This is a genomic window from uncultured Porphyromonas sp., assembly GCF_905372525.1.
GTDB lineage: Bacteria > Bacteroidota > Bacteroidia > Bacteroidales > Porphyromonadaceae > Porphyromonas.
Window position 1 is genome coordinate 1 of the sequence record NZ_CAJPPN010000040.1, and the last position, 22,419, is coordinate 22,419.

Annotated in this window: 15 protein-coding genes and 1 pseudogene; 7 read left to right on the forward strand and 9 right to left on the reverse strand. The window is 57.4% G+C overall.

The window, feature by feature from the left end; translation table 11 throughout:
• The 5 genes from QZ170_RS07425 to QZ170_RS07445 all read left to right on the forward strand — a co-directional run.
• On the forward strand, positions 1 to 576 hold a 576-nt coding region (locus tag QZ170_RS07425), incomplete at its 5' end, for a TonB family protein (protein WP_297179357.1).
• Positions 577 to 705: 129 nt separating this feature from the next.
• On the forward strand, positions 706 to 1,263 hold the full coding sequence (locus QZ170_RS07430) for a DJ-1 family glyoxalase III (RefSeq protein WP_297179360.1): 558 nt from the start codon (positions 706 to 708) through the stop codon (positions 1,261 to 1,263).
• 983 nt (positions 1,264 to 2,246) lie between these two features.
• Positions 2,247 to 2,600: a glycosyltransferase family 10 gene (locus QZ170_RS07435; RefSeq protein ID WP_297179363.1), complete on the forward strand. Its 354-nt coding sequence runs from the start codon at positions 2,247 to 2,249 to the stop codon at positions 2,598 to 2,600.
• A gap of 238 nt (positions 2,601 to 2,838) precedes the next feature.
• The gene (locus tag QZ170_RS07440; protein ID WP_297179366.1) at positions 2,839 to 3,174 is read left to right on the forward strand and encodes a type II toxin-antitoxin system RelE/ParE family toxin; all 336 of its coding nucleotides are present in this window, start codon (positions 2,839 to 2,841) and stop codon (positions 3,172 to 3,174) included.
• Complete coding sequence (locus QZ170_RS07445) at positions 3,155 to 3,463, forward strand: helix-turn-helix transcriptional regulator (protein WP_297179369.1); 309 nt, start codon at positions 3,155 to 3,157, stop codon at positions 3,461 to 3,463. The genes QZ170_RS07440 and QZ170_RS07445 overlap by 20 nt, the downstream gene beginning before the upstream one ends.
• Before the next feature lie 113 nt (positions 3,464 to 3,576).
• On the opposite strand, the gene clpB is transcribed toward QZ170_RS07445, so the two are convergent.
• From clpB to QZ170_RS07485, 8 genes are all read right to left on the reverse strand, one after another.
• The gene (clpB, locus tag QZ170_RS07450; protein WP_297179371.1) at positions 3,577 to 6,168 is read right to left on the reverse strand and encodes an ATP-dependent chaperone ClpB; all 2,592 of its coding nucleotides are present in this window, start codon (positions 6,166 to 6,168) and stop codon (positions 3,577 to 3,579) included.
• A gap of 258 nt (positions 6,169 to 6,426) precedes the next feature.
• Positions 6,427 to 7,764: a hypothetical protein gene (locus QZ170_RS07455; RefSeq protein ID WP_297179374.1), complete on the reverse strand. Its 1,338-nt coding sequence runs from the start codon at positions 7,762 to 7,764 to the stop codon at positions 6,427 to 6,429.
• An 11-nt stretch (positions 7,765 to 7,775) separates the two neighbouring features.
• Complete coding sequence (locus tag QZ170_RS07460; RefSeq protein WP_297179376.1) at positions 7,776 to 10,289, reverse strand: glycoside hydrolase family 2 TIM barrel-domain containing protein; 2,514 nt, start codon at positions 10,287 to 10,289, stop codon at positions 7,776 to 7,778.
• Between the two features lie 752 nt (positions 10,290 to 11,041).
• Positions 11,042 to 12,046 (reverse strand): 2-hydroxyacid dehydrogenase, encoded by a 1,005-nt coding sequence (locus QZ170_RS07465; RefSeq protein ID WP_297179380.1) that lies wholly within the window; start codon positions 12,044 to 12,046, stop codon positions 11,042 to 11,044.
• Positions 12,047 to 12,244: 198 nt separating this feature from the next.
• Complete coding sequence (locus QZ170_RS07470) at positions 12,245 to 14,359, reverse strand: M3 family metallopeptidase (protein ID WP_297179383.1); 2,115 nt, start codon at positions 14,357 to 14,359, stop codon at positions 12,245 to 12,247.
• A gap of 27 nt (positions 14,360 to 14,386) precedes the next feature.
• Positions 14,387 to 14,902 carry an isochorismatase family protein gene (locus QZ170_RS07475; protein WP_297179385.1) on the reverse strand — a complete coding sequence of 172 codons (516 nt, stop codon included), beginning with the start codon at positions 14,900 to 14,902 and terminating at the stop codon, positions 14,387 to 14,389.
• Between the two features lie 151 nt (positions 14,903 to 15,053).
• Positions 15,054 to 16,247, reverse strand: a complete 1,194-nt coding sequence (locus QZ170_RS07480) for a saccharopine dehydrogenase family protein (RefSeq protein WP_297179388.1) — start codon at positions 16,245 to 16,247, stop codon at positions 15,054 to 15,056.
• A 752-nt stretch (positions 16,248 to 16,999) separates the two neighbouring features.
• The gene (locus QZ170_RS07485; RefSeq protein WP_297179392.1) at positions 17,000 to 18,640 is read right to left on the reverse strand and encodes a sulfatase; all 1,641 of its coding nucleotides are present in this window, start codon (positions 18,638 to 18,640) and stop codon (positions 17,000 to 17,002) included.
• A 196-nt stretch (positions 18,641 to 18,836) separates the two neighbouring features.
• Here QZ170_RS07485 and pth point away from each other — a divergent pair, with 196 nt between their 5' ends.
• Together pth and QZ170_RS07495 are read left to right on the forward strand one after the other, a co-directional pair.
• Positions 18,837 to 19,415: an aminoacyl-tRNA hydrolase gene (gene pth / locus QZ170_RS07490; RefSeq protein WP_297179394.1), complete on the forward strand. Its 579-nt coding sequence runs from the start codon at positions 18,837 to 18,839 to the stop codon at positions 19,413 to 19,415.
• An 85-nt stretch (positions 19,416 to 19,500) separates the two neighbouring features.
• Positions 19,501 to 20,751 (forward strand): annotated as a pseudogene (locus tag QZ170_RS07495) (malic enzyme-like NAD(P)-binding protein); the annotation flags it as partial.
• A gap of 168 nt (positions 20,752 to 20,919) precedes the next feature.
• Here the strand turns inward: QZ170_RS07495 and rho are convergent.
• Positions 20,920 to 22,419: transcription termination factor Rho (gene rho, locus QZ170_RS07500; protein ID WP_297179397.1), on the reverse strand; the 1,500-nt coding region annotated here is incomplete at its 5' end.

Consider the following 22,419-nt stretch of genomic DNA (forward strand, 5'->3'; position numbering starts at 1 on the left):
GTCCCGACCCCTACGCCACGACCCAAGGCTCCCTCCCGCACCTCTAGCCAACCCCTGCAGACGCAGAGCATAGAGCAGAGCATGCGCCTCGAGGAGACCCGCCGTGCCGAGGCTGAGGCCAAGGCTCGTGCCGAGGCTGAGCGTCGTGCTCGCGAGGAAGCTGCCCGACGTGAGACACAGCGTCAGGAGATCGGGCACTCCGTAGCAGGAGCCTTTGGGCGTCAGAGTGGTGCTGCCGGCTCACAGGGTACTGCTAGCTCGGGCACAGGCAACCAAGGCAACCCCAACGGTAGTGCAGGTAGCTATGCCCTCACCGGACGTACCATCGTCAGCAACGGTGGTATCCTAGCCCGCCCCTCCACCAGCCGAGCTATCGATGGCGTCGTACGTGTGCGCATCGTCGTAGACGGCTCGGGACGTGTCATACAGGCTACCGTCGCCCAGGGTACCAATATCGCCGACACCTCCATCCGCAACGCGGCTCTAGCCGCCGCCCGCGCGACCCGCTTCAATAGCGTAGCAGGTGCTGATGACCAAGAGGGACTCATCACCTACCGCTTCAAGATCCAGTCCTAGCCCCCGCCACCCTCCCCTCAGGTCGGGGGCTCTAGGCTCCCCCCGAGGGGAGCGTCTCTCCCCTCCTACATACTAACTACAGCACCCCGCAAGCACTCACCCCTTTACTCCACAATAATCCTAATTATTATGCCAAAGAACATCTATGTCTTCCTAGCCGAAGGCTTCGAAGAGACCGAGGCAATCGCCACGATTGACCTCCTCCGCCGTGCAGGTCTACCTACACACATCGTCACCATCGAGGACGAACCCCATGTCACCGGCGCCCACGGTATCGCTGTGCAGGCCGACCTCTCCATCCGCGAGGTCTATAGTGCCGATGTTCGTGCCCTCGTCCTACCGGGTGGACTCCCCGGCGTATCCAACCTCGACGCCTCGCCTCGCCTACACGAACTGATCCAAGACGCCGTCGCCGAGGGTAAGATCCTAGCGGCCATCTGTGCTGCCCCCTCCATCTACGGTCGCCTCGGACTCCTTGAGGGGAAGGAAGCCATAGCCTACCCGGGCTTCGAGGGACAGCTACACGGGGCCAAGGTCTCGACCAGCCCTGTCGTCCGCTCGGGCAACTTCATCACGGCCAAGAGCGCAGCCTATACCTTTGACTTTGCGCTCGCCCTGATCGAGGCCCTAGAGAGCAAGGAGAAGGCAGACGAGGTCGCCTCCGCCATCGTCTACCACCGCCCCTAACCCATCCTCGCCACCTTGCTCCTCCCCTAAAGGAGCGCCTTCTAGCCTTCGCCCAAGGGAACGACTTCATATAGGTCTCGCTAAGCGATCTGTATGGGTTCGCTGACCAAGCTACAGATAGAGTAGGAGGCAGGCTTTCTGACTAATCGTCTCGAAGGCACGTACCCCCCCATCAGGGATCCATACTATCCGCCCCCGCCACCTAGCGAAGGTGACGGGGGCGAATACTATGTGCCCGATGCTCCCCCTCCTCGGCATATCCTCTTCGCCTCACTCGGAACATCCGCTACAGAGGGCATTAGAGCGTCTGGGCCGACGCATGATCTCGCTCGCATACTCCTACCTTTGGATCTTCGGGGGTATCATTTCATATTCCAGGGAGCCTTAGCCCATCACTAAAGATCCTAGGCATTATCCCCAAGGAATAGACATACAAGCAAGCCCTAGAGAGGAGATACTTAGAGCGCACTTGTGTACACGCGTGTATACTGTTGTGTACACGTGGGTATACAGTTGTGTACACACGTGTATACTTATCCCTCCTAGGTAGGAGGTATTCGCTGGGTATATCTAGACTAAGACATAGATACTTCCATCTTCTATCTCCGGCGTATACTCCCTCACGACCTTGCCTTCGCACTAAAGTGATTTCATGCATCAGCCCTGATTAGAGAGTCCCCATACAAAAGCCCTATCTTTGTGTCCCTAACGACATTAAGGAAATAAACATCTCGCCTAAGAAATTCCTCAGAGAGAGACTCCGTAGGGTCTATAAGCTTAGATTTCTACACAAACTCTCCCTATACAGTGTCATTGCCTCCCACCTCGACAACTCACGGTACCGTGGCTACAACTGGTGGGATGAGTATGCGTCCCTCTTCTGGCTTCCACGCTTCATCGACCTATACTTCGAGCCCAAGAAGAAGATCAATCTATTCTCCAACTTCCGAAAGCCCCTGAGGTTCATCCGCCACTACAAGGGCGTGAACATCTTCCTATCGGGGGAGAACCTAGCCAACTATCGCTTCAACCTCTGCCCGGAGAATTCGTTGGGCGAAGGCTACATCACCGAGAAGGTCTTCGACAGCATACGCTCGGGGTGTATCCCCATCTATTGGGGTGCTTACCTAGAGCCCGGCATCCTCAACCCCAAGGCCATCCTACGCTTCGAGGAAGGAAAGGAACAAGAGTTCTACGACCGAGTGAAGGAGCTGTGGGAGGACGAAGAGGCCTATGAGCAGTTCATCCTTGAGCCTCCCTTCGTGGAGGGAGCAGCGGAGCGTATCTGGGAAATCCTCGAGGGGCTCCATGAGCGTCTCCGTCCCCTCGTCGGGTGATAACCCCCTCCTTACCCAGAGGGGACAAAGACAGCGAAGGCTGCATACACTCTAGGGTGTATGCAGCCTTCGCCTCTTCTAACAACTCACAAATAATACTCGCTACTCTACGCTTAGTTCACCCTCTGAGCTTAAAGAAGTCGCCAGACAATAAAAGTTGCCATATGTGGAAACTTTTATACCTTTGTACGAGCAAGGCAAGCGGCCTAGTCAATACAAACTTCTAATTTTATTTTTCATGGAGCGAAAGATACTAACTTATGGAGGATACTTCGAATCCTTCATGGCAAGTCTTACGGAGAGTGTACAAGAGAAGATACATTATGGGCTACTACTGCTCAAAAAGCAGGAGCGCCTATCGACAAAGTTCATCAAGAAGGTACATGAGGAGGGGTTGTTCGAGCTGAGGACAGAATATGAGAGTAACATCTACCGAGTATTTTTCATCTTTGACGAGGGAAAGGTCGTAGTCCTATTCAATGGCTTCCAAAAGAAGACGCAAAAGACACCTAGAGCAGAGATAGAGAAAGCACTCCGGATAAAAACAGCTTATTATGCAGACAAACAATCATAGCATCGTAGACTACGATAGCGTACTAGACGCTAAGTTCGGTAAGGTAGGCACCCCCGAGAGGGCCAAGCATGAGGACGAAGCTAGGGCATTCTATGCCGCCCAAGTCCTCCTCCAGGCACGGCGAGAGGCAAATATCACACAGAGCGAGCTTGCTCAGCGAGTCGGGACGACTAAGTCCTATATATCCAAGATCGAGAATGGTCTCGTAGAGCCTAGCATAGGGCTATTCCTTCGCCTCATAAGCGCTCTCGGACTCCGTGTGGAGATCGTAAAGCCCCTCGGCATATAACACACCCCTCCTTACCTGGAGGGGACAAAGACAGCGAAGGCTGCATACACTCTAGGGTGTATGCAGCCTTCGCATCTTCTAACAACTCACAAATAATACTCGCTACGCTGCGCTTAGCGGAAGAGGAGCTTGCCGTCCTCGGCATCTAGGGTGATCACACTGGAGCGATCGACCGAACCCGAAAGGATGCTCTTCGAGAGCTCATTGAGGACACTATGCTGGATCACACGACGTACCGGACGAGCACCGAACTCGGGGTCATACCCAGCCTCTGCTATCCAGCTGACGGCGGCATCCGTGTAGTGCAGCTCTACACCTGTAGAGGCCAAGACATGGGCGGTAGCGTCTAGCTGTAGACGGACGATACGCTCGATATCGGACTTGGTCAGAGGCGTGAAGACGATCGTCTCATCGATACGATTGAGGAACTCAGGGCGAATCGTCCGCTTCAGGAGATCCAGCACCAGCTCGCGGGTCTCGTCGATCGTCTGCTGCATCTTGCCGTCGGGGACATTGGCGAAACGCTCACGTATAAGGTCAGAGCCCATATTGCTCGTCATGATGATGATCGTATTCTTGAAGTTCACCACCCGACCCTTATTGTCCGTTAGACGGCCATCATCCAGCACCTGGAGGAGGACATTGAAGACATCGGGGTGTGCCTTCTCGATCTCATCGAAGAGGACGACCGAGTAGGGCTTGCGACGAATGGCCTCCGTCAGCTGTCCTCCTTCATCGTAGCCTACGTATCCCGGAGGAGCACCGATGAGACGAGTGGCGGAGAACTTCTCCTGATACTCGCTCATATCAATACGGGTGAGCATCGTCTCATCATCAAAGAGGACCTCGGCAAGAGCCTTGGCGAGCTCCGTCTTCCCTACCCCCGTGGTACCGAGGAAGAGGAAGGAGCCTATCGGACGCTTGGGATCCTGCAGACCAGCACGTGAGCGACGGACGGCATCTGCTACAGCCTCGATGGCAAGATCCTGACCGACGACACGGCGATGGAGTTCATCCTCCAGGTGGAGGAGCTTCTCACGCTCACTTTGGAGCATCTTCCCTACGGGAATGCCCGTCCAGCGAGAGACGATATCGGCGATATCCTCTGCCCCGACTTCCTCACGTATCATCGCACCTTCCTCACCCTGCGCTTTGGCGAGTTCGGCCTGTGTGGCTGCGATCTCTGCTTCCTTCTCCTTGAGCTTGCCGTAGCGGATCTCTGCTACCTTGCCGTAGTCACCGACCTGCTCTGCACGCTCGGCCTCGAAGCGTAGACGCTCGATGTCGATCTTGGCCTGCTGGATACGGTTGATGAGCTCTTGCTCCCGCATCCACTTGGCCTTGTCGGTGGCCTCCTGCTCCTTGAGGGAAGCGATCTCCTTGTTCAGCTCATCGAGCTTGGCCTCATCGTTCTCTCTACGGATGGCCTCACGCTCGATCTCAAGCTGTGTAATCCTACGTCCGATCTCATCGAGGTCCTCAGGGAGGGAGTCGATCTGCATCCTCAGACGGGCAGCGGCCTCGTCCATGAGGTCAATAGCCTTGTCGGGGAGGAAGCGATCGGTGATATATCGGTCGGAGAGACGTACGGCAGCGATGATCGCATCATCCTTGATACGCACCTTGTGGTGGTTCTCATACTTCTCCTTCAGTCCACGAAGGATAGAGATGCTACTTGCCTCATCGGGCTCCTCGACCATGACCATCTGGAAGCGTCGCTCCAGAGCCTTATCCTTCTCGAAGTACTTCTGATACTCGTCGAGGGTGGTAGCACCGATAGCACGCAGTTCGCCACGAGCTAGTGCAGGCTTGAGGATATTAGCAGCGTCCATAGCCCCCTCGCCCTTACCGGCACCGACTAGGGTGTGGATCTCGTCGATGAAGAGGATGATCTCCCCTTCGCTCTTGGTGACTTCGCCGACGACGGCCTTCAGACGTTCCTCGAACTCACCCTTGTACTTTGCCCCAGCGATAAGGGCACCCATGTCGAGGGAATAGACCTGCTTGGAGCGAAGGTTCTCGGGGACGTCTCCACGGACGATACGATAGGCGAGTCCCTCGGCGATAGCGGTCTTCCCCACACCGGGTTCACCGATGAGGATTGGGTTATTCTTCGTCCTACGGGATAGGATCTGTAGGACACGGCGGATCTCATCATCCCGCCCGATGACAGGGTCAAGCTTGCCCTCGCGAGCACGCTCACAGAGGTTGATCGCGTACTTGCTGAGGGAGTTGTACTGCTCCTCGGCATGCTGGCTGGTCACACGGTTGCCCTTGTGGAGCTCTTCTACGGCCTTCTTGAGGTCGGAGATATTCACCCCGAAGTCGGACTTCAGCATACGAGCCGTAGGACTATCCACCAGGACAAGTGCCATGAGGATGTGCTCGACGGCTACGTACTCATCCTGCATCTCACGGGCAAGGTCCTCCGCCTTGTTGAGTACCTCGTTGGCACTCTGGCTCAGGTAGGGTTCCCCACCGGAGACCTTGGGCAGGTGAGAGAGGGCGACGTTGTTGGCTTCCTCTACTCGGGCACGCTGTACAGCGAGCTTGGAGAAGAGGAAGTCCATCAGGCTATCTCCCGCCGAGAGCAAGCTCCCGAGCAGGTGCGCGGGCTCAATGGACTGGTTGCCATTCCTGCGAGCCAGATCGATGGCAGCCTGTAGAGCCTCCTGCGACTTGATTGTATACTTATTTATATTCATATTCTATTCTATTATGTGTAGATTTCGTTATCTACACCTACCCTCACCCAAAGGCCGTGCCGCCCTAAAAACCTGACAACAAGTCATATAAAGCTGACTTTACGCCTCTAAAAGCCCCTATTTTTGCGTCACAATGTCAGCCTCATCGCTACTTTTCCCCCATAAAAGAGGCTAGGTAGCGAGCTTGGTGCTCACTACCTAGCCTAAAGTGATATGGAGAGAACAAGCCCCTAAGGAGAGAGGGATTCCCCCTTCTCGCTACAGGCGGTGGCAGAGTACCATGAGGGGGATGGACGGGGAGAGTGTGAGGGCGAAGAGCGTCTGGGCATCGCTGTCCTTGATGCCGAGCTTAGCACGAAGGGCTTCGGGCGAGAGTGGGAAGTTGCGACACGAGATCTGTGCTGCCCCGAGCTCTCGACCCAGCCGACGAAGGGTGGAGGAGGCAAAGGGATGGACAGCTCGTACCTCAAATACTCGCCCGGGGAACTCCACTACCCGATGGCTCGAGGTATAGAGATGGGTGCTGGGGTGGAGAGGCTGCAGAGCGAAGGTCTCCGCTAAGGTCTTGAAGAGCCCCGACTTCATGAGGGCAGCATTCGGCTCATAGAGATAGGTCGAGAGCTCAGTGGCGTAGCTCGCCGTGAGTTCTCCCTCATGAGCTAGCGCACGGGGCTGTGTGAAGATCTGGGTAGGTCGCTCCGAGCCTAGGAGGTTCGCTGCCGTGATGGTAACTGCCCCAGCCTCGGGTATCGCCTCCTCTTGGCTTAGGTCGAGGGATAGCAGGAGCTCCTTCACCTCGCCCCGCACAGCTACGATATGTAGCTCGGTGACGTAGGGTACGCTCTGCAGGGTATGCGTGATGTCCAGCATCGGGGAGAGCTTGACCAGGAGGCGGGGAAGTGGATAGCCGAGCGAAGCATAGAGCGAGCGTAGTCTCGGCAGGAGCTCCCGAAGGTCGGGCTCGCAGTCCTCGATGGCATAGACCCTACGGTGCTGGTCTCCGCCCTCCCTACGTGCGGGGTCTAGGTAGATAAGGCTCGGGCGGTAACGCTCTAGGAGCTCTGGGAGGAGCTCTAGCGACTCCCCACAGTGCACCTCACTCGGCTGAGTGGGGAGGAGACGAGGGAGGTTGTAGGCTGCGGCGCTAGCTAGCTCCTCATGACGCTCCACATAGACCCCATGAGCCGCCACCGCCCTCAGAGCTGTGAAGTCTACCCCCATCCCTCCGGTGAGGTCAAGGAGCTGGTCATCCTCTCGTGCGAAGCGTCTCTTATACTCGGCAGCCTCCTCGCTGGAGCACTGCTCTAGGGCAAGGGAGGAGGGGACGAAGGCTCCTACCTCCGCCCACCGTGGGAGCCGCCTCGAGAGGGCTACACGAGTGCTTAGCTGGAGGGCGACGAGGGTTCGCTCCTCACGGCTCATCGTCCCCTTGCCGAGGAGGATACGTTCGGGGCTCGTCGTCTGATACTGCTGGGTGAGGGCGAGGATATGCTCGATCTCGCTCGGGGTGTAGTAGGGCATCGTGCGGGAGGGATAGGAAAGACCCTCCATCGCTCCCCTGCCTAGCTGTAGGCAGAGCGCGGTGGAGGGTCGCATGAGTTAGGGGCTTACTTGATCTGAAGGCGCAGGGTAGCCGTAGGCAGGCCCTTAGCCGAGACCTGGAGGACAGCCTCACCCGACTGCTCGGAGCTCTGAACGAGGGTCACAAGCTGGCCACTGAAGGCATGGTGACGAGGCAGATGGAAGGCATCCAGCGAAGCGGGGTTACCCGAGGCGGCTGCACGGAAGGTAGCAGCACCCGTGACACGGAAGGTCAAGAGGCGGGCATCGTCTGGGATCAAGTTGCCCTCCTTATCCACCACACGCACCGTCACGAAGGCTATATCTCGTCCGTCCGCCGTGAGGGTCGTGCGGTCAGCTACGAGCTCGAGGTGATGGGGCTTGCCTGCGGTGCGAATGACCTTCTCCTCGGCTACCTCGCCAGCGTCGTTGTAGGCGACGACCTTGACTTCCCCGGGCTCATACTTCGTATCCATCCACATCAGGCGGTAACGCTTCTGACGGGTGAAGTTCTTGAAGCTCTCTTCATTCTCCGTAGCGTCGATCGTGACGGAGCGATCCTTGCGCTGACGCCCCTGACTCTTGCCGTTGATGAAGAGCTCCGCCTCGGGGTAGCTCGTATAGACGAAGATGGGGGTCACCTCACCTACTCGGTTAGGCCAAGTCCAGTGGGGCAGGATGTGCAGCGTGGGCGAAGTCTTGTTCCAGTGGCTACGATAGAGATAGAAGCGATCCTTGGGGATACCCGCTAGGTCCACCGCACCGAAGAGCGAGGAGTGGCTGGGCCAGTCGCTGTAGTAGGGTGTGGGCTCACCGAGGTAGTCGATCCCCGTCCAGATGAACTCACCCATGCTCCAGCTGTAGTCGTCCTGGCGGATGAAGTCGTCCTCGGGGAGGTTGCTCCACCCGCAGTGCTCGACATCGTAGCTAGAGGACTGATGGTCGGGGTACTTGGCCATGGACTTGCGTACGACGGGGAACTTGTATACACCTCGTGAGCTAACCGTAGAGCAGGTCTCGGAGCCGAGGAGGAAGCCCTGTGGGAGGACACGATGCGCCGTATCGTAGAGGAAGGGACGATAGTTGAAGCCCGGTATATCGAGCGTAGCTGCCATACCGGTCTTGAGCACTGCCTTGGGGTTATCCATCCCGTTGGTGACGGGGCGAGTGGGATCCTCTCTGTGGCAGATTTGCTGGAGGCGGTAGGCGAGCTTAGCACCCTCGGCAGAGGGCTGCTCGGGGACTTCGTTCCCGATACTCCACATGATGACGGAGGGACTGTTGCGGAACTGGTGGATGAGGTTCACCAGGTCACGCTCATGCCACTCGTTGAAGTCTAGGTTGTAGCCATTGGGCACCTTGGGCTGAGCCCAGGAGTCGAAGCTCTCGGCCATCAGCAGCATCCCCATCTCGTCACATAGACGGACGAACTCGGGGGCAGGCATATTATGCGAGGTACGGATAGCATTGACACCCATATCCTGCATCAGACGTATCTGACGGCGCATAGCAGCTTCGTTCACAGCAGCACCGAGGGGACCTAGGTCGTGGTGCAGACAAGCACCCTGGAACTTGATCTTGCGTCCGTTGAGGTAGAAGCCATCGCCAGCCTTCAGTTCGATCGAGCGTATCCCGAAGGTCGTGGTGTCGCGGTCGAGTACACGTCCGCCATCGCTTAGCTCGACGACATACTTGTAGAGGTGAGGCTGGTCGATGTCCCAGAGCTGGGGGCTCTGGAGCTCGAAGCCCGTATGGCAGAGGTGTTCAGCACTAGAGCTCTGGATCTCCTCTTCGCACTGTGCGACGACCTTGCCAGCAGGGGAGAGGAGCTGGGTCGTCACCTGCAGAGGACGGCCAGCGAGCGAGCTCATCCCTGCGATGCGTGTACGGACATCCACATAGGCGTGGCTTGCCTTGGCTGTGGGGGTCTGGATCTGTGTGCCCCAGAGAGGGACGTAGACGGGGGAGGTGATGGTGAGGTACACGTTGCGATAGAGCCCTGCACCAGGGTACCAGCGGCTGCTCTCATGCTTGTTCTCCAGACGGACGGCGAGCGTATTAGCCTCTCCTGGGCGCACGAAGGAGGTGATATCGAAGGCGAAGGTATTGTAGCCATAGGGCCAGTAGCCGACCTCCTTACCGTTGACATAGACACGGGCATGGCTCATCGCCCCATCGAAGCGGAGGAATACACGGCGATCGCCTAGATCGCTGGGGATCTCAAGGCTGCGGCGATACCAGCCTGCGCCCACGAAGGGAAGGCCTCCCGTACGGCCAGCATGCTCCATCGCTTCCTTCTGCCCATCCTGAGCGATGGCCAGATGCTGCTTGTCATTGTCGAAGCTGAAGGGGCCGTAGATCGCCCAGTCATGAGGGACGACGACACGGCTCCACTTGCTGTCGTTGTAGCCCTCGGTGGAGGCCTTCGGGTCATCTACTCGGGTAAATCGCCATCCCTTCTCCAGACGCTCTACCGTGCGCTGGCCCGAGAGGGGTAGACTAAGGAAGGGTAGGCTAAGGGCACTGCCCAGCGTGAGGGCCGATGCGACTAGTCTCTTCATAGGAAGCAAAATCTATATTTGGGTGTACTATACATCTACATCAGTAGAGCCCCCTTAGGCGAGGGGCTCTGCTGGTCAAAGATACGAAAACACCCGTAGACCACAGCCCCCCATCCTCCCACACAGCAGGGCTGACGCATGAAATCACTATAGTGCGAGGGCAAGGTCGTGGGGGAGTATACGCCGAAGGGTAGAAGTATCTATGTTCTAGTCTAGATATGCCCAGCGTATACCTCCTACCTAGGAGGCATGAGTATACACGTGTGTACACAACAGTATACCCACGTGTACACAACAGTATACACGCGTGTACACAAGTGCGCTCTAAGTATCTTCTCTGTAGGGCTCGCTTGTAGGTCTATTCCTTGGGGATAATACCTAGGATCTCTAAGGGTGGGCTAGGACTCTCTGGGATATGAAACAATACCCCCGAAGATCCAAAGGCAGGAGTGTGTGAGCGAGATCATGCGTCGGCCCTCCCCCTACACAGCCCCCACCGCCCGAGGTAGTCCATCGAGACACCACTCCACCCTACTCTAACCGCCTCTGTATCGGGCACTACGAGAGAGCGCTAGAGGACATACCGAGAGCGTGACATAGGACATATAATGTTCGCCCCCATCACCTATGTAAGGTGACAGGGGCGAACATACTGAGTCCTCTCCTAGGCTCTCGATAGCATCGTGAGGGAGCTCTCGAGATCCTCACGACAGCCCTAGAGCTGAAGGGGCGAGGGATGGACGTGGGAAGGCCTACTCGTGGACTGCGTTGAGGAGCGTACGTCCCTCCACGAAGTCACGGACATTGGAGAGGGTCGTGTGGGCGATATTCTGCGTCGCCTCGGCGGTGAAGAAGGCCTGATGGGAGGTCATGATGACGTTGTTGAAGGAGAGCAGGCGAGCCAGCGTATCATCGTCGATGATCTTGTCGCTCTTGTCCTTGTAGAAGTAAGGCTCTTCCTCCTCATACACGTCTAGGCCTGCGAAGCCGACCTGCTTTGTCTTGAGCCCTTCGATAAGGTCCTCGGAGTGGATGAGCCTACCACGACCCGTATTGATGATCATCACTCCACGCTTCATCTTGGCGATGCTCTCCCGATTGATGATATACTCGGTCTCAGGGGTGAGGGGACAGTGTAGGGAGATGATGTCGGAGGCTGCATAGAGCTCGTCGAGGGTAACGTAGCGTACATCGTTGGCTTCGGCGAAGGCTTGGTCGGGGTAAAGGTCGTAGGCGAGGATCTTCATCCCGAAGCCTCGGAGGATGCCGATGAGCACCTTGGCGATCTTACCCGTGCCGATGACCCCGAGGGTCTTGCCGTACATATCGAAGCCCATGAGGCCGTTGAGCGAGAAGTTCCCGTCACGTGTACGCCAGGAGGCACGCTGTATCTTGCGGTTGAGCGAGAGCATGAGCGCCACAGCGTATTCGGCTACGGCGTGGGGGGAATAGGCGGGGACACGCACGACGGCGATACCCGCACGCTGAGCGGCTGCGATATCGACGTTGTTGTAGCCCGCACAGCGCAGGGCGATCAGACGCACCCCGTTGTCCTTGAGGTGCTGGATGAGCTCTGCGTCTACGTCGTCATTGACGAAGATACAGACGACCTCCACACCCTGGGTGAGGCTGACGTTATTGAGGCTAAGGTTGCCCGTATAGTACTTGATATCGAAGCCGTACTGCTCGTTGACCTCCCGGAAGGTCGCCTTGTCGTAGGGCATCGTACCGAAGAAGGCTATGCTTACTTGTGACATTATTGTTACTAATTACCTGTCTATAAAACTTGTTTTGGGTCTTCTTTTTCGTATGCACAAAGGTACGACAATTGTGCCAAGTGACACGTATAGACGTCCACATCCCCCCTACCTCACCCCAGCATAGAGCGAAGGACTGCCCTCAGCCGCTGCCGAGGGTAGCCCTTCGCTCTATCTCTAGGGTCAGAGAGCTGAGCCCTATTTGTCTAGTCCACGAGCTCGGATCAAGCTACGCATATCGGGCTCTGTGAGTCCGGTGAAGGCGGTGAAGAGCTCCTTCACAGGACGAGAGTTACCACGAGAGAGGACGAGCTCACGCAGACGCTGACCATTCTCAGCCGTCATCCCCCCATGGGCGACAAACCAGTCGAAGATATTGCTCTCCAGCACCTGTGTCCACAGATAGGAGTAGTAACCCGCTGCATAGCCACCCCCAAAGACATGGAGGAAGTAAGGTGAGCGATAGCGTGGAGGTACCTGCGTGGAGTAGATCCCGAGCTTGTTCAGAGCCTTCTGCTCAAAGGCTGCTACATCCGTGACCTTCTCCCCAGCAGGCAGAGTGTTCCAGGCCATATCGATGGTGACGGCACCGAGGTTCTCACCTAGGGAGTAGGCTTGGTTGAAGAGCGCAGAGGCCTTGAGCTTGTCGATCAGTGCCTGAGGCATGGGTTCACCCGTCTGGTAGTGGCGAGCATAGTTGCGTAGGACAATGGAGTCCGTCATCCAGTGCTCATTGAACTGCGAGGGCATCTCTACGAAGTCACGTGGCGTCTGCGTCCCCGAGATACTCTCGTAGCGCTGTGCTGCGAAGAAGCCGTGCAGGGCATGCCCGAACTCGTGGAAGAGCGTCTCGACATTGTCCGACGTCAGGAAGGCAGGCGCCCCGGGAGCGGGTGCGGGGAAGTTGCAGACGTTGTAGATGACCGGCTTGCGTCCAAAGAGGAAGCTCTGCTGGATGAAGTTCTCCATCCACGCTCCACCATTCTTGGTAGGACGGCGGAAGTAGTCGGTATAGAAGAGGGCTAGCGAGGAGCCATCCCGATCGATTACCTCATAGACCTTCACCCCATCAGCATAGACGGGGATATCGGTGCGGGGCTTGAAGGTCAGGCCGTAGAGCTTATTCGCAGCGAAGAAAACCCCGTTCTTCAGCACACTGTCGAGTACGAAGTAGGGCTTGAGGTCATTCTCGTTGAGGTCAAACTTCTGCTTCTTCAGTCGCTCAGCATAGTAGTCCCAGTCCCAAGCCTCGAGCTTGAAGTCCTTCCCCTCGGTCTTCTGTGCAAAAGCCGTCAGCTCGGCTGCATCAGCCTGCACCTTCTTGCGGTAGGCAGGAGCGATCCCCTCGATGAGGCGATAGACGGCGGCTGGCTCACCTGCCATCTGGTCACTGAGCACCCAGGCTGCGAAGGTGGGGTAGCCGAGGAGCTTGGCCTTGTCGGCTCGTAGCTCGGCGATACGGGTAAGGGTTGGCTCGGTGTTGTTCGGATCATTGGGGCGAGAGGCACGAGTGAGCGAAGCCTCTAGGAGACGACGACGCACATCTCTATTATTGAGCTCAGCGATATAGGCTGGGCGAGTCGTATTGGAGATCTCGAGGAGATACTTACCCTTCTGTCCACGCTCCTCGGCGAGCTTGGCCGCACGGTCTATATTCTCCTGCGATAGGCCATCGAGCTCCTTAGCATCGGTGATGAGCAGGGCAGCGGCATTGGTTGCATCCCGTACCTGATTGACGAACTTCGTCTCCAGCACCGAGAGCTCCCCGTTGATCTTGGAGAGCGAGTCCTTGCTGGCGGGCGAGAGGAGTGCACCCTCGTGGACGAACTGCTGGTAGAGTACCTCCGTGAGGCGTAGGTCTTCGTCCTTGAGCTGGGTATCAGTATCGTGTACGGCCTTGACACGAGCGAAGAGCTTGTCGTTGAGCATCAGCGCATCGCTGTGGGCAGAGAGGAGCGGGGTGGCTTCCTCCTCTACCTTGCGGAGCTCATCGGTACCATTGGCTGCGGAGAGTGCAGAGAGCAGAGCCGAGGTACGGGTGAGCAGTCGGCCAGACTTCTCGAAGGCTAGGATCGTGTTCTCGAAGGTCGGAGCCTCGGGATTATTGACGATGCTGTCGATCTCAGCAGACTGCTCTGCTATGCCCTGCTTGAGGGCCGGGAGGAAGTGCTCGGGCTTGATACGATCGAATGCAGGAGCATAGAAGTCGAGCGTACTCTCGACGAGGAGAGGATTGTCCGTAGAGGACTGGCTGTGGCAAGCGGTAAGCATAGCGAGAAGACCGAATGCGAGGATGAGACTTTTTGCTTTCATTGGGATAGCGAATGACTAGTGATGGGACTAGAGGAGGGGCGTAGGCTCCCCGATCCAGGCGATCGCCTCGTCTAGGGTGCGCATACGCGTCTGGGGAAGGTGACGCCGAAGGTCGGCGATGGAGGAGCGCACGCAGTAGTCTCCAGCGAGGCCGGCGACATCGATCTCTGTCGCCTGACGTAGGGGCTCGGGGACGTACTCCTCGAAGGCGCTATAGGCATCTCGCTCCTGAGTGGTGGCCTTGGGGACGTAGAGGACGCTCTCCCCTGCACGCTGGGCATCCGTCAGCACCTCCCCGAGGGGTGGATAGAGAGCCGCTCCGACAGTATAGACTACACAGTGGACGGGCCAGGGGCCTCCCTGCGCAGCGAAGCTACAGTGATCGGCAGGATGCTGATCTAGGGTCACGACGATGGCGTCGTACTCGGCACGGTGTACCCGCACCCACTCGGTGAGGTAGTCCATAGCCGCAGTGGCTCCGGGGACAGCTAGGGAGCCGGTGATGAAGTCGTTCTGGGGGTCGACGATCAGGAGTACTTTCATTTAGGTAGTGTATCTAATTAAGGCAGGCGAGGTCGCCCCCGCAGATAGACTGCGGTGAAGGGACGACCTCGCCTAGTGAATAATACGTAGTCACCCGAGTCTAGAGCATGGTCTATACCTCGGGGGCGAATGGGGAAGGGGAGACTCCTGCCTAGAGCTCTAGGTCTAGCCCGAAGTCCTCATGCCAAGGTAGTCCCTGCTTCTGTAGCTCGGCCATGAAGGGGTCGGGATCGAATTCCTCGACATTGTAGACCCCTGGACGACGCCACAGCCCACGGAAGAACATCAGGGCTCCAATAGCGGCAGGTACACCCGTCGTGTAGCTGACGCCCTGTGCCCCCGTCTCCTCGTAGGCAGCCTGGTGGCTACAGTTGTTCCAGACATAGTAGGTCTGCTCCTTGCCGTCCTTGAGGCCTCGTATACGACAGCCGATAGAGGTCTCGCCCGTGTAGTTCTCTCCGAGCTCACCGGGATTGGGCAGTACGGCCTTGAGGAACTGGATGGGGACGATCTCTACACCATTATATAGGATAGGGTCGATACGAGTCATACCGATATTCTGCATCACCCTGAGGTGAGTCAGATACTCTTGCCCGAAGGTCATCCAGAAGCGTGCCCGCTTGATGGTCGGATAGTTCTTGACCAGAGACTCCAGCTCCTCGTGGTAGAGGAGGTAGGACTCACGCACCCCGATATTCGGATAGGTCAGGGGCTTGTGGATCTCCTGTGGCTCGGTCTCCTTCCACTGCCCATCCTCGTAGTAGCGTCCCTTCTGCGTGATCTCGCGGATGTTGATCTCGGGATTGAAGTTGGTAGCGAAGGCCTTGTGATGGTCCCCGCCGTTGCAGTCTACGATGTCTAGGTAGTGGATCTCATCGAAGTGGTGCTTAGCAGCGTAGGCGGTGAATACCCCAGTCACCCCTGGGTCAAAGCCACAGCCGAGGATAGCGGTGAGTCCAGCAGCCTTGAAGCGCTCCTGATAGGCCCACTGCCAGCTGTACTCAAACTTTGCTTCGTCCAGAGGCTCATAGTTCGCCGTATCGAGGTAGTTCACCCCTGCCTCCAGACAGGCATCCATGATGTGTAGATCCTGGTAGGGCAGGGCGACGTTGATCACGAGCTCGGGCTTGAACTCCCGCATCAGGGCCACTAGCTCGGGGACGTTATCGGCGTCTACGGCTGCGGTCTGGATACGTACATTCTTGATCTCCGAGGCGATCTTGTCGCACTTGCTCTTGGTGCGGCTAGCGAGCATGATGTCGGTGAACACGTCGCTATTCTGTGCCACCTTCTTAGCCACCACCGTACCGACACCGCCAGCACCGATAATGAGGACTCTTCCCATAGGCTTTATATTCGTCTTCGTTACTTGTTATGGATAGTCTTTTGCGTCTGCGTTGTGTGAGCCCCTATCTCTTTGGCGCACACAAGCTAGGCAAAGATACAAAAAGTACATCAAGTCGCTAGGAGGTAGACTATCAGACACCTCAGAGCCGACGCATGAAAAACACTAGGGATCGAGGACGAAGTAGCCGAGAAGCCTCTACCTCGGTCGCAGTACCCCGACTTTAGTGGTAGAGTTACCGAGTGTCCGCCTACTAACTACGAGGGGAAAGTGTACACGTGTGTATACCATTGTGTACCCACGTGTACACTCTTGTATACACACGTGTACACAACATCGCTCTAAGTATGTCCTCTGTCGGGCTCCTTACACGTGCGTTTTCCTAGGACTAACGGCTAGGAGGGATAAGGTCTAGGCTAAGGCTCTCTGAGTGGTGAATGAAAGGATGCCCAAGATACCTCAAGCGTGGTACGTACTCGATAGCGTATGGAGCGTACGCTATTAGGGATAAGAGGATGAGCACCTCATCCCCTAATGACAGCCCCATATAAAGAGGTAGAGGATGCCTCATCGAGGCATCCTCTACACAACACTAACCATGTGACCCCTCCTCCCGAGGGGGGGAAAGATACAAGCAAGTCTGATATGATGGGGATCAGCTCTCTGCGGAGCTCCCCCAGCGTCGGACTCACGTCCGAGTGTATCCTCTAGGCAGAGAGGGCTAGGCAGCCCCCCGGAGTAGAGGGCGTGGATTACTTGGCATTCTCAGCCTTGTAGTACTTGCGTAGACCATCGAGGTCTCGCTCGAGCCGACGACGTACCTTGGCATACGAAGGGTCATCGAAGACGTTGGTCAGTTCGTTGGGATCCTTCTTGAGGTCGTACATCTCCCACTTATCTATATCGCCGTAGAAGTGCATGAGCTTGTAGCGTGTCGTACGGATCCCGTAGTGACGACGCACAGCGTGCTCGCCTGGGTACTCATAGAAGTGGTAATAGAGCGCCTTACGCCCGAGGTCGGGCTCCTTGCCATTTGCCAGCAGGAGGCGACGTAGGGAGATCCCCTGTATATCGCTAGGGATAGGTAGGCCCGCCATATCGAGGAAGGTAGGTGCATAGTCGATATTCTGCACGAGGGTCGTGACATCCCCACGGCGCTTGTAGCCGAGAGCGGCAGGCAGACGCATCACTAGTGGGGTACGCATAGACTCTTCGTACATAAATCGCTTGTCGAACCACCCGTGCTCGCCCATATAGAAGCCCTGATCCGAGGTGTAGACGATGATGGTATTGTCCAGCAGATCGTGCTCACGTAGGTACTCGACGACACGTCCAATATTGCGGTCAAGGGAGTTAATCACCTTGGCATAGTCTCGCATGTAGCGGTTGTACTTCCACACAGCGAGGGCACGACCCGTCGGGGGAGCTTCGAAGAAGGCGCGAGAGAGAGGGTCATAGATGCTGTCGAACTTAGCCTTGACGCCCGCCTCTAGGCGTCCGTAGATGCCGTGTAGGTAGTACTTGCCCAGTCCAGAGGGGTTGGGGTTGGTACGCATCTTCAGGTCGTAGGTGATGTCCATATCCTTGAGGATATTCATCTCCTGAGCTGCAGCGGCGGGTCGCCCTGCATAGTCGTCATCGAAGGTCTCTGGGGTGGGGAAGGTACGATCTTCGTAGGCCTTGAGATCGACCGTATCGGCCATCCAGTCACGATGAGCTGCCTTGTGGTGGATGAAGAGGGCGAAGGGCTTCGTCTTGTCTCGCTGCTCTAGCCAGTCCAGACTCATATCGGTGATGATATTGGTCACATAGCCATGGTAGCGGACGGTATCCGCCGTGCTGGCATCGGTGCCATTGGGTAGGCTATAGCCATTCCTCAGGTGCATCCCTCGGGGGACGACGAAGGCAGGATCGTAGTAGTCGCCCTGCCCGGGGAGGATCGCCCAGTGGTCGAAGCCCTGAGGGATACCATCTAGGTGGATCTTGCCGATCATCGCCGTCTGATAGCCACCGGCACGTAGGAGCTTGGGGAGGGTCTGCTGGCTCTGATTGAATTGGTGGGCGCTCTCGTTGTTCGTCTTGCCGTTCATGTGGCTATGCTTCCCTGTGAGCATACAGGCACGGCTAGGGCCAGAGATAGAGTTGGCGACGAAGCTCTCGGTGAAGCGAACTCCCTCACGAGCTAGAGCGTCGATGTTGGGTGTGGAGATGTAGCGCTGGTCGTAGGCGCTGATCATCTGATAGGAATGGTCGTCTGACATGATGTAGACGATGTTTAGGGGGCGTGCCCCTGGGGTAGCCTTGGGGGCACCCTTGGTCGCTGACTGGGCTCCTGCTGTACCGACGGCAGAGGCTAGTGCTCCAGCGACACAGAGGATCTTGTGGCTAGTCATAGGGTTAATGCGGTGTTTGCGATGCATATATGAGGGACTATTCCCGGTGCAAAGATAAAGGATATTCCCCGTAAGACTAGGAGATTAGAGGATTTACCTCCGATGGGGAACATCTAGCGGGCTCGTACGCTTATCTTTGTAGCTCGGGACAACGGCCTAATGCCCACCGTCCTACACCTATAGATAATGTATAGATATGAAGTATCTCATCGTGGGCCTCGGCAATATCGGCCGTGAGTACGAGGCGACACGCCACAATATCGGCTTCCGTATCGCCGATGCCCTCGCAGCCCGTCTCGGCACCAGCTTCGCCACTAAGCGCTACGGTGACGTCGCTACGGGACGCATCAAGAACGCTCAGATCGTCCTACTCAAGCCCTCCACCTACATGAACCTCAGTGGCGAGGCCGTACGCTACTGGATGAGCACGGAGCGTATCACCATCGATCACATCCTCGTCCTCGTTGATGACCTCGCCCTACCCTTCGGCACCCTCCGTCTGAAGGGCAAGGGGAGCGACGCTGGGCACAATGGGCTCAAGAACATCGCCCAGCTCCTAGGCTCGCAGGCCTACCCTCGCCTACGCTTCGGTATCGGCAACGATTATCCTCAGGGCAAGCAGATCGACTACGTCCTCGGTGCCTTCCCCCCCGAGCAGGAGGCACGTCTCCCCCAGCTCATCGAGCAGGCCTGCGAGGCAGCGGCAGCCTTCTGCCTAGAGGGCATCACCTCGGCGATGAACAAATACAATTCGTCAGCCCCCACCGACCTCTGATATACTACCCCTATCATACCTACTTGACCTATTTGACCTATTTGACCTATTTGATATTAGTCCCCACCCTCTAACCCCTACCCTCATGCCACTCAAGGTCACCAAAGAAGCCGCTCTCCGCTACCACGAGGAGGGCAAGCCCGGGAAGATCGAGATCGTCCCGACCAAGCCCCATAGTACCCCCTACGACCTCTCCCTAGCCTACTCGCCTGGTGTCGCCGAGCCCTGTCTAGCGATCGCCAGTGAGGTGCACGATGCCTACCGCTACACCAACAAGGGCAACCTCGTAGCTGTCATCTCCAACGGCACCGCCGTCCTCGGCCTCGGAGATATAGGCGCCGATGCCAGCAAGCCCGTCATGGAGGGCAAGGCTCTGCTCTTCAAGATCTACTCGGGAGTCGATGCCTTCGACATCGAGGTCAATGAGCGCGACCCCGAGGCCTTCATCCGTACGGTCAAGGCTATAGCCCCTACCTTCGGAGCTATCAACCTCGAGGATATCAAGGCACCCGAATGCTTCGAGATCGAGCGCCGACTCGTATCCGAGCTCTCTATCCCCGTCATGCACGACGACCAGCACGGCACCGCTATCGTCTCTGGGGCTGGTCTGCTGAATGCCCTAGAGCTCGCAGGCAAGCGCATCGAGGAGGTGCGTGTCGTCGTCAGTGGTGCTGGGGCTGCTGCCCTCTCCTGTGCACGGCTCTACTGCTCGCTCGGGGTACGTAGGGAGCATATCCTGATGTTCGACTCTCGGGGAGCGATCACCACGGCTCGTACCGACCTCAACGAGATGAAGCGTGCCTTCGCCTCAGCCCGTACCGACATCAAGACACTGGCTGAGGCTATGGTCGGGGCGGACGTCTTCCTCGGACTCTCCAAGGGAGGGATGGTGACGGCTGATATGGTACGCTCTATGGCTGAGAATCCGATCATCTTCGCCCTAGCCAACCCCGATCCCGAGATTACCTATGAGGAGGCGAAGGCTGCTCGTCCCGACGTGCTGATGAGCACTGGACGTACCGACTACCCCAATCAGATCAACAACGTCCTAGCCTTCCCCTATATCTTCCGTGGAGCTCTCGACACCCACGCCACCGCCATCAACGAGCCCATGCTCCTAGCTGCCACACGTGCCCTCTCTGCTCTAGCACACGAGCCCGTCCCCAGCTACGTCAAGGAGGTCTATGGGCTGGATAGCTTGACCTTCGGTGCCGAATACTTCATCCCGAAGCCCGTCGATCGTAGGCTCATCGAGCGGGTCTCCACTGCGGTAGCGGAGGCTGCCATAGCGAGCGGGGTGGCACGGCACACCATCACCGACTGGGAGGCCTATCGCCACAGCCTCTGCCAGCGACTCAGCTAGCAGACACGCTCCGAGACAAAAGCCACAGAGCCCAGGGTGTACACTAGGTACGCCCTGGGCTCTGTGGCTTTCGTCTCTCTCGTGAGCCCCGATAGAGGTTCACGGAGAGAAGAGAGGGTGGGGGAAGGGGAAAAGGGAGGCTTAGCTGTTTACCTCGGCGAAGAACTCCTCGTTGTTCTGCGTGCGCAGCATGAGGTTCTTCACATTCTCCATAGCCTCTATGGGGTTCATCTCGGAGAGCACCTTGCGTACCGACCACATACGCTGCTGGGTAGCAGTATCCTGTAGGAGGTCGTCTCGGCGTGTGCTGCTGGCTACGAGGTCTACGGCTGGGTAGATACGCTTGTTCGCTAGGCGACGGTCGAGCTGGAGCTCCATGTTACCCGTACCCTTGAACTCCTCGAAGATCACATCGTCCATCTTCGATCCCGTCTCCTGCAGAGCGGTGGCTAGGATCGTGAGGCTACCGCCCCCGCGGATATTACGTGCGGCACCGAAGAATCGCTTGGGCTTCTGCAGGGCATTGGCATCCACACCTCCAGAGAGCACCTTACCCGAGGCAGGCTGTACGGTGTTGTAGGCACGAGCCAGACGGGTGATCGAGTCGAGGAGGATGACGACATCCTGACCACTCTCCACCATACGCTTCGCCTTGTTGAGGACAATCTCGGCGATCTTCACGTGGCGATCTGCTGGCTCGTCGAAGGTCGAGGCGATGACCTCGGCATTGACACTCGCTGCCATATCGGTGACCTCTTCGGGACGCTCGTCGATGAGCAGGATGATCATGTAGACCTCGGGGTGGTTAGCTGCGATGGCGTTGGCGATATTCTTCAGCAGGACGGTCTTACCCGTCTTGGGCTGAGCGACGATCAGACCACGCTGCCCCTTACCTATGGGGGCGAAGAGGTCTACGATACGCATCGCTATCTTGTCCTGTACGGCAGGGTTGCGTGGAGACTCGAGCTTGAACTTCTCGTCGGGGAAGATCGGGGTGAGGTGGTCGAAGGGGACACGGTCACGCATCTCCGAGGGGGTACGACCATTGACTCGGGTGATCTTCTCGAAGGGGAAGTACTTATCCCCCTCCTGTGGTGGACGGATAAAGCCCTCCACGAGGTCTCCTGGACGCAGGCTCCACTGCTTGATCTGTGCTACCGAGAGGTAGATATCATCGGGCGAAGGTAGGTAGTTGTAGTCCGCAGAGCGAAGGAAGCCATAGCCATCAGGTAGGATCTCCAGTACCCCAGAGCACTCTAGGATACCACCGAAGTCGAACTCCTCCTGCCCTGTCTTGATCACGGGGCGAGCAGTATTACCAGACGGCTGTGCCTTGCCCTCGTGGCGGGGCTTCACTGGAGCGGTGAAGGCAGGTAGGACCTGATCCAGCACAGACTTACTATCCTTGTGACGGAAGACGATACGTCCCGTAGCCTCGCCTCCCTCGCTCTGGGGCTGGGCGCTCTGGGGCTCAGCCTGAGGAGCGGCCTCCTTGCTCGCCGTGGGAGCGACCTCGGGAGCTGGGGCACCTATGGGGACGACACGGGGCAGGGGCTCTGCACCCTTCGTCGGAGCTCCTACCGTGCGAGAGTCTGCGGGGCTGGTGCGGGGAGCAGATGGGGCAGCCTGAGGGGCCTTAGG

Coding starts and splice junctions, on each gene's coding strand:
- QZ170_RS07455 (WP_297179374.1), bottom strand. CDS start 7,764: ATGCGACCCTCCACCGCGCTCTGCCTACAGCTAGGCAGGGGAGCGATG.
- QZ170_RS07465 (WP_297179380.1), bottom strand. CDS start 12,046: ATGTCACAAGTAAGCATAGCCTTCTTCGGTACGATGCCCTACGACAAG.
- QZ170_RS07485 (WP_297179392.1), bottom strand. CDS start 18,640: ATGACTAGCCACAAGATCCTCTGTGTCGCTGGAGCACTAGCCTCTGCC.
- pth (WP_297179394.1), top strand. CDS start 18,837: ATGAAGTATCTCATCGTGGGCCTCGGCAATATCGGCCGTGAGTACGAG.
- clpB (WP_297179371.1), bottom strand. CDS start 6,168: ATGAATATAAATAAGTATACAATCAAGTCGCAGGAGGCTCTACAGGCT.
- QZ170_RS07445 (WP_297179369.1), top strand. CDS start 3,155: ATGCAGACAAACAATCATAGCATCGTAGACTACGATAGCGTACTAGAC.
- QZ170_RS07430 (WP_297179360.1), top strand. CDS start 706: ATGCCAAAGAACATCTATGTCTTCCTAGCCGAAGGCTTCGAAGAGACC.
- QZ170_RS07460 (WP_297179376.1), bottom strand. CDS start 10,289: ATGAAGAGACTAGTCGCATCGGCCCTCACGCTGGGCAGTGCCCTTAGC.
- QZ170_RS07475 (WP_297179385.1), bottom strand. CDS start 14,902: ATGAAAGTACTCCTGATCGTCGACCCCCAGAACGACTTCATCACCGGC.
- QZ170_RS07470 (WP_297179383.1), bottom strand. CDS start 14,359: ATGAAAGCAAAAAGTCTCATCCTCGCATTCGGTCTTCTCGCTATGCTT.
- QZ170_RS07480 (WP_297179388.1), bottom strand. CDS start 16,247: ATGGGAAGAGTCCTCATTATCGGTGCTGGCGGTGTCGGTACGGTGGTG.
- QZ170_RS07440 (WP_297179366.1), top strand. CDS start 2,839: ATGGAGCGAAAGATACTAACTTATGGAGGATACTTCGAATCCTTCATG.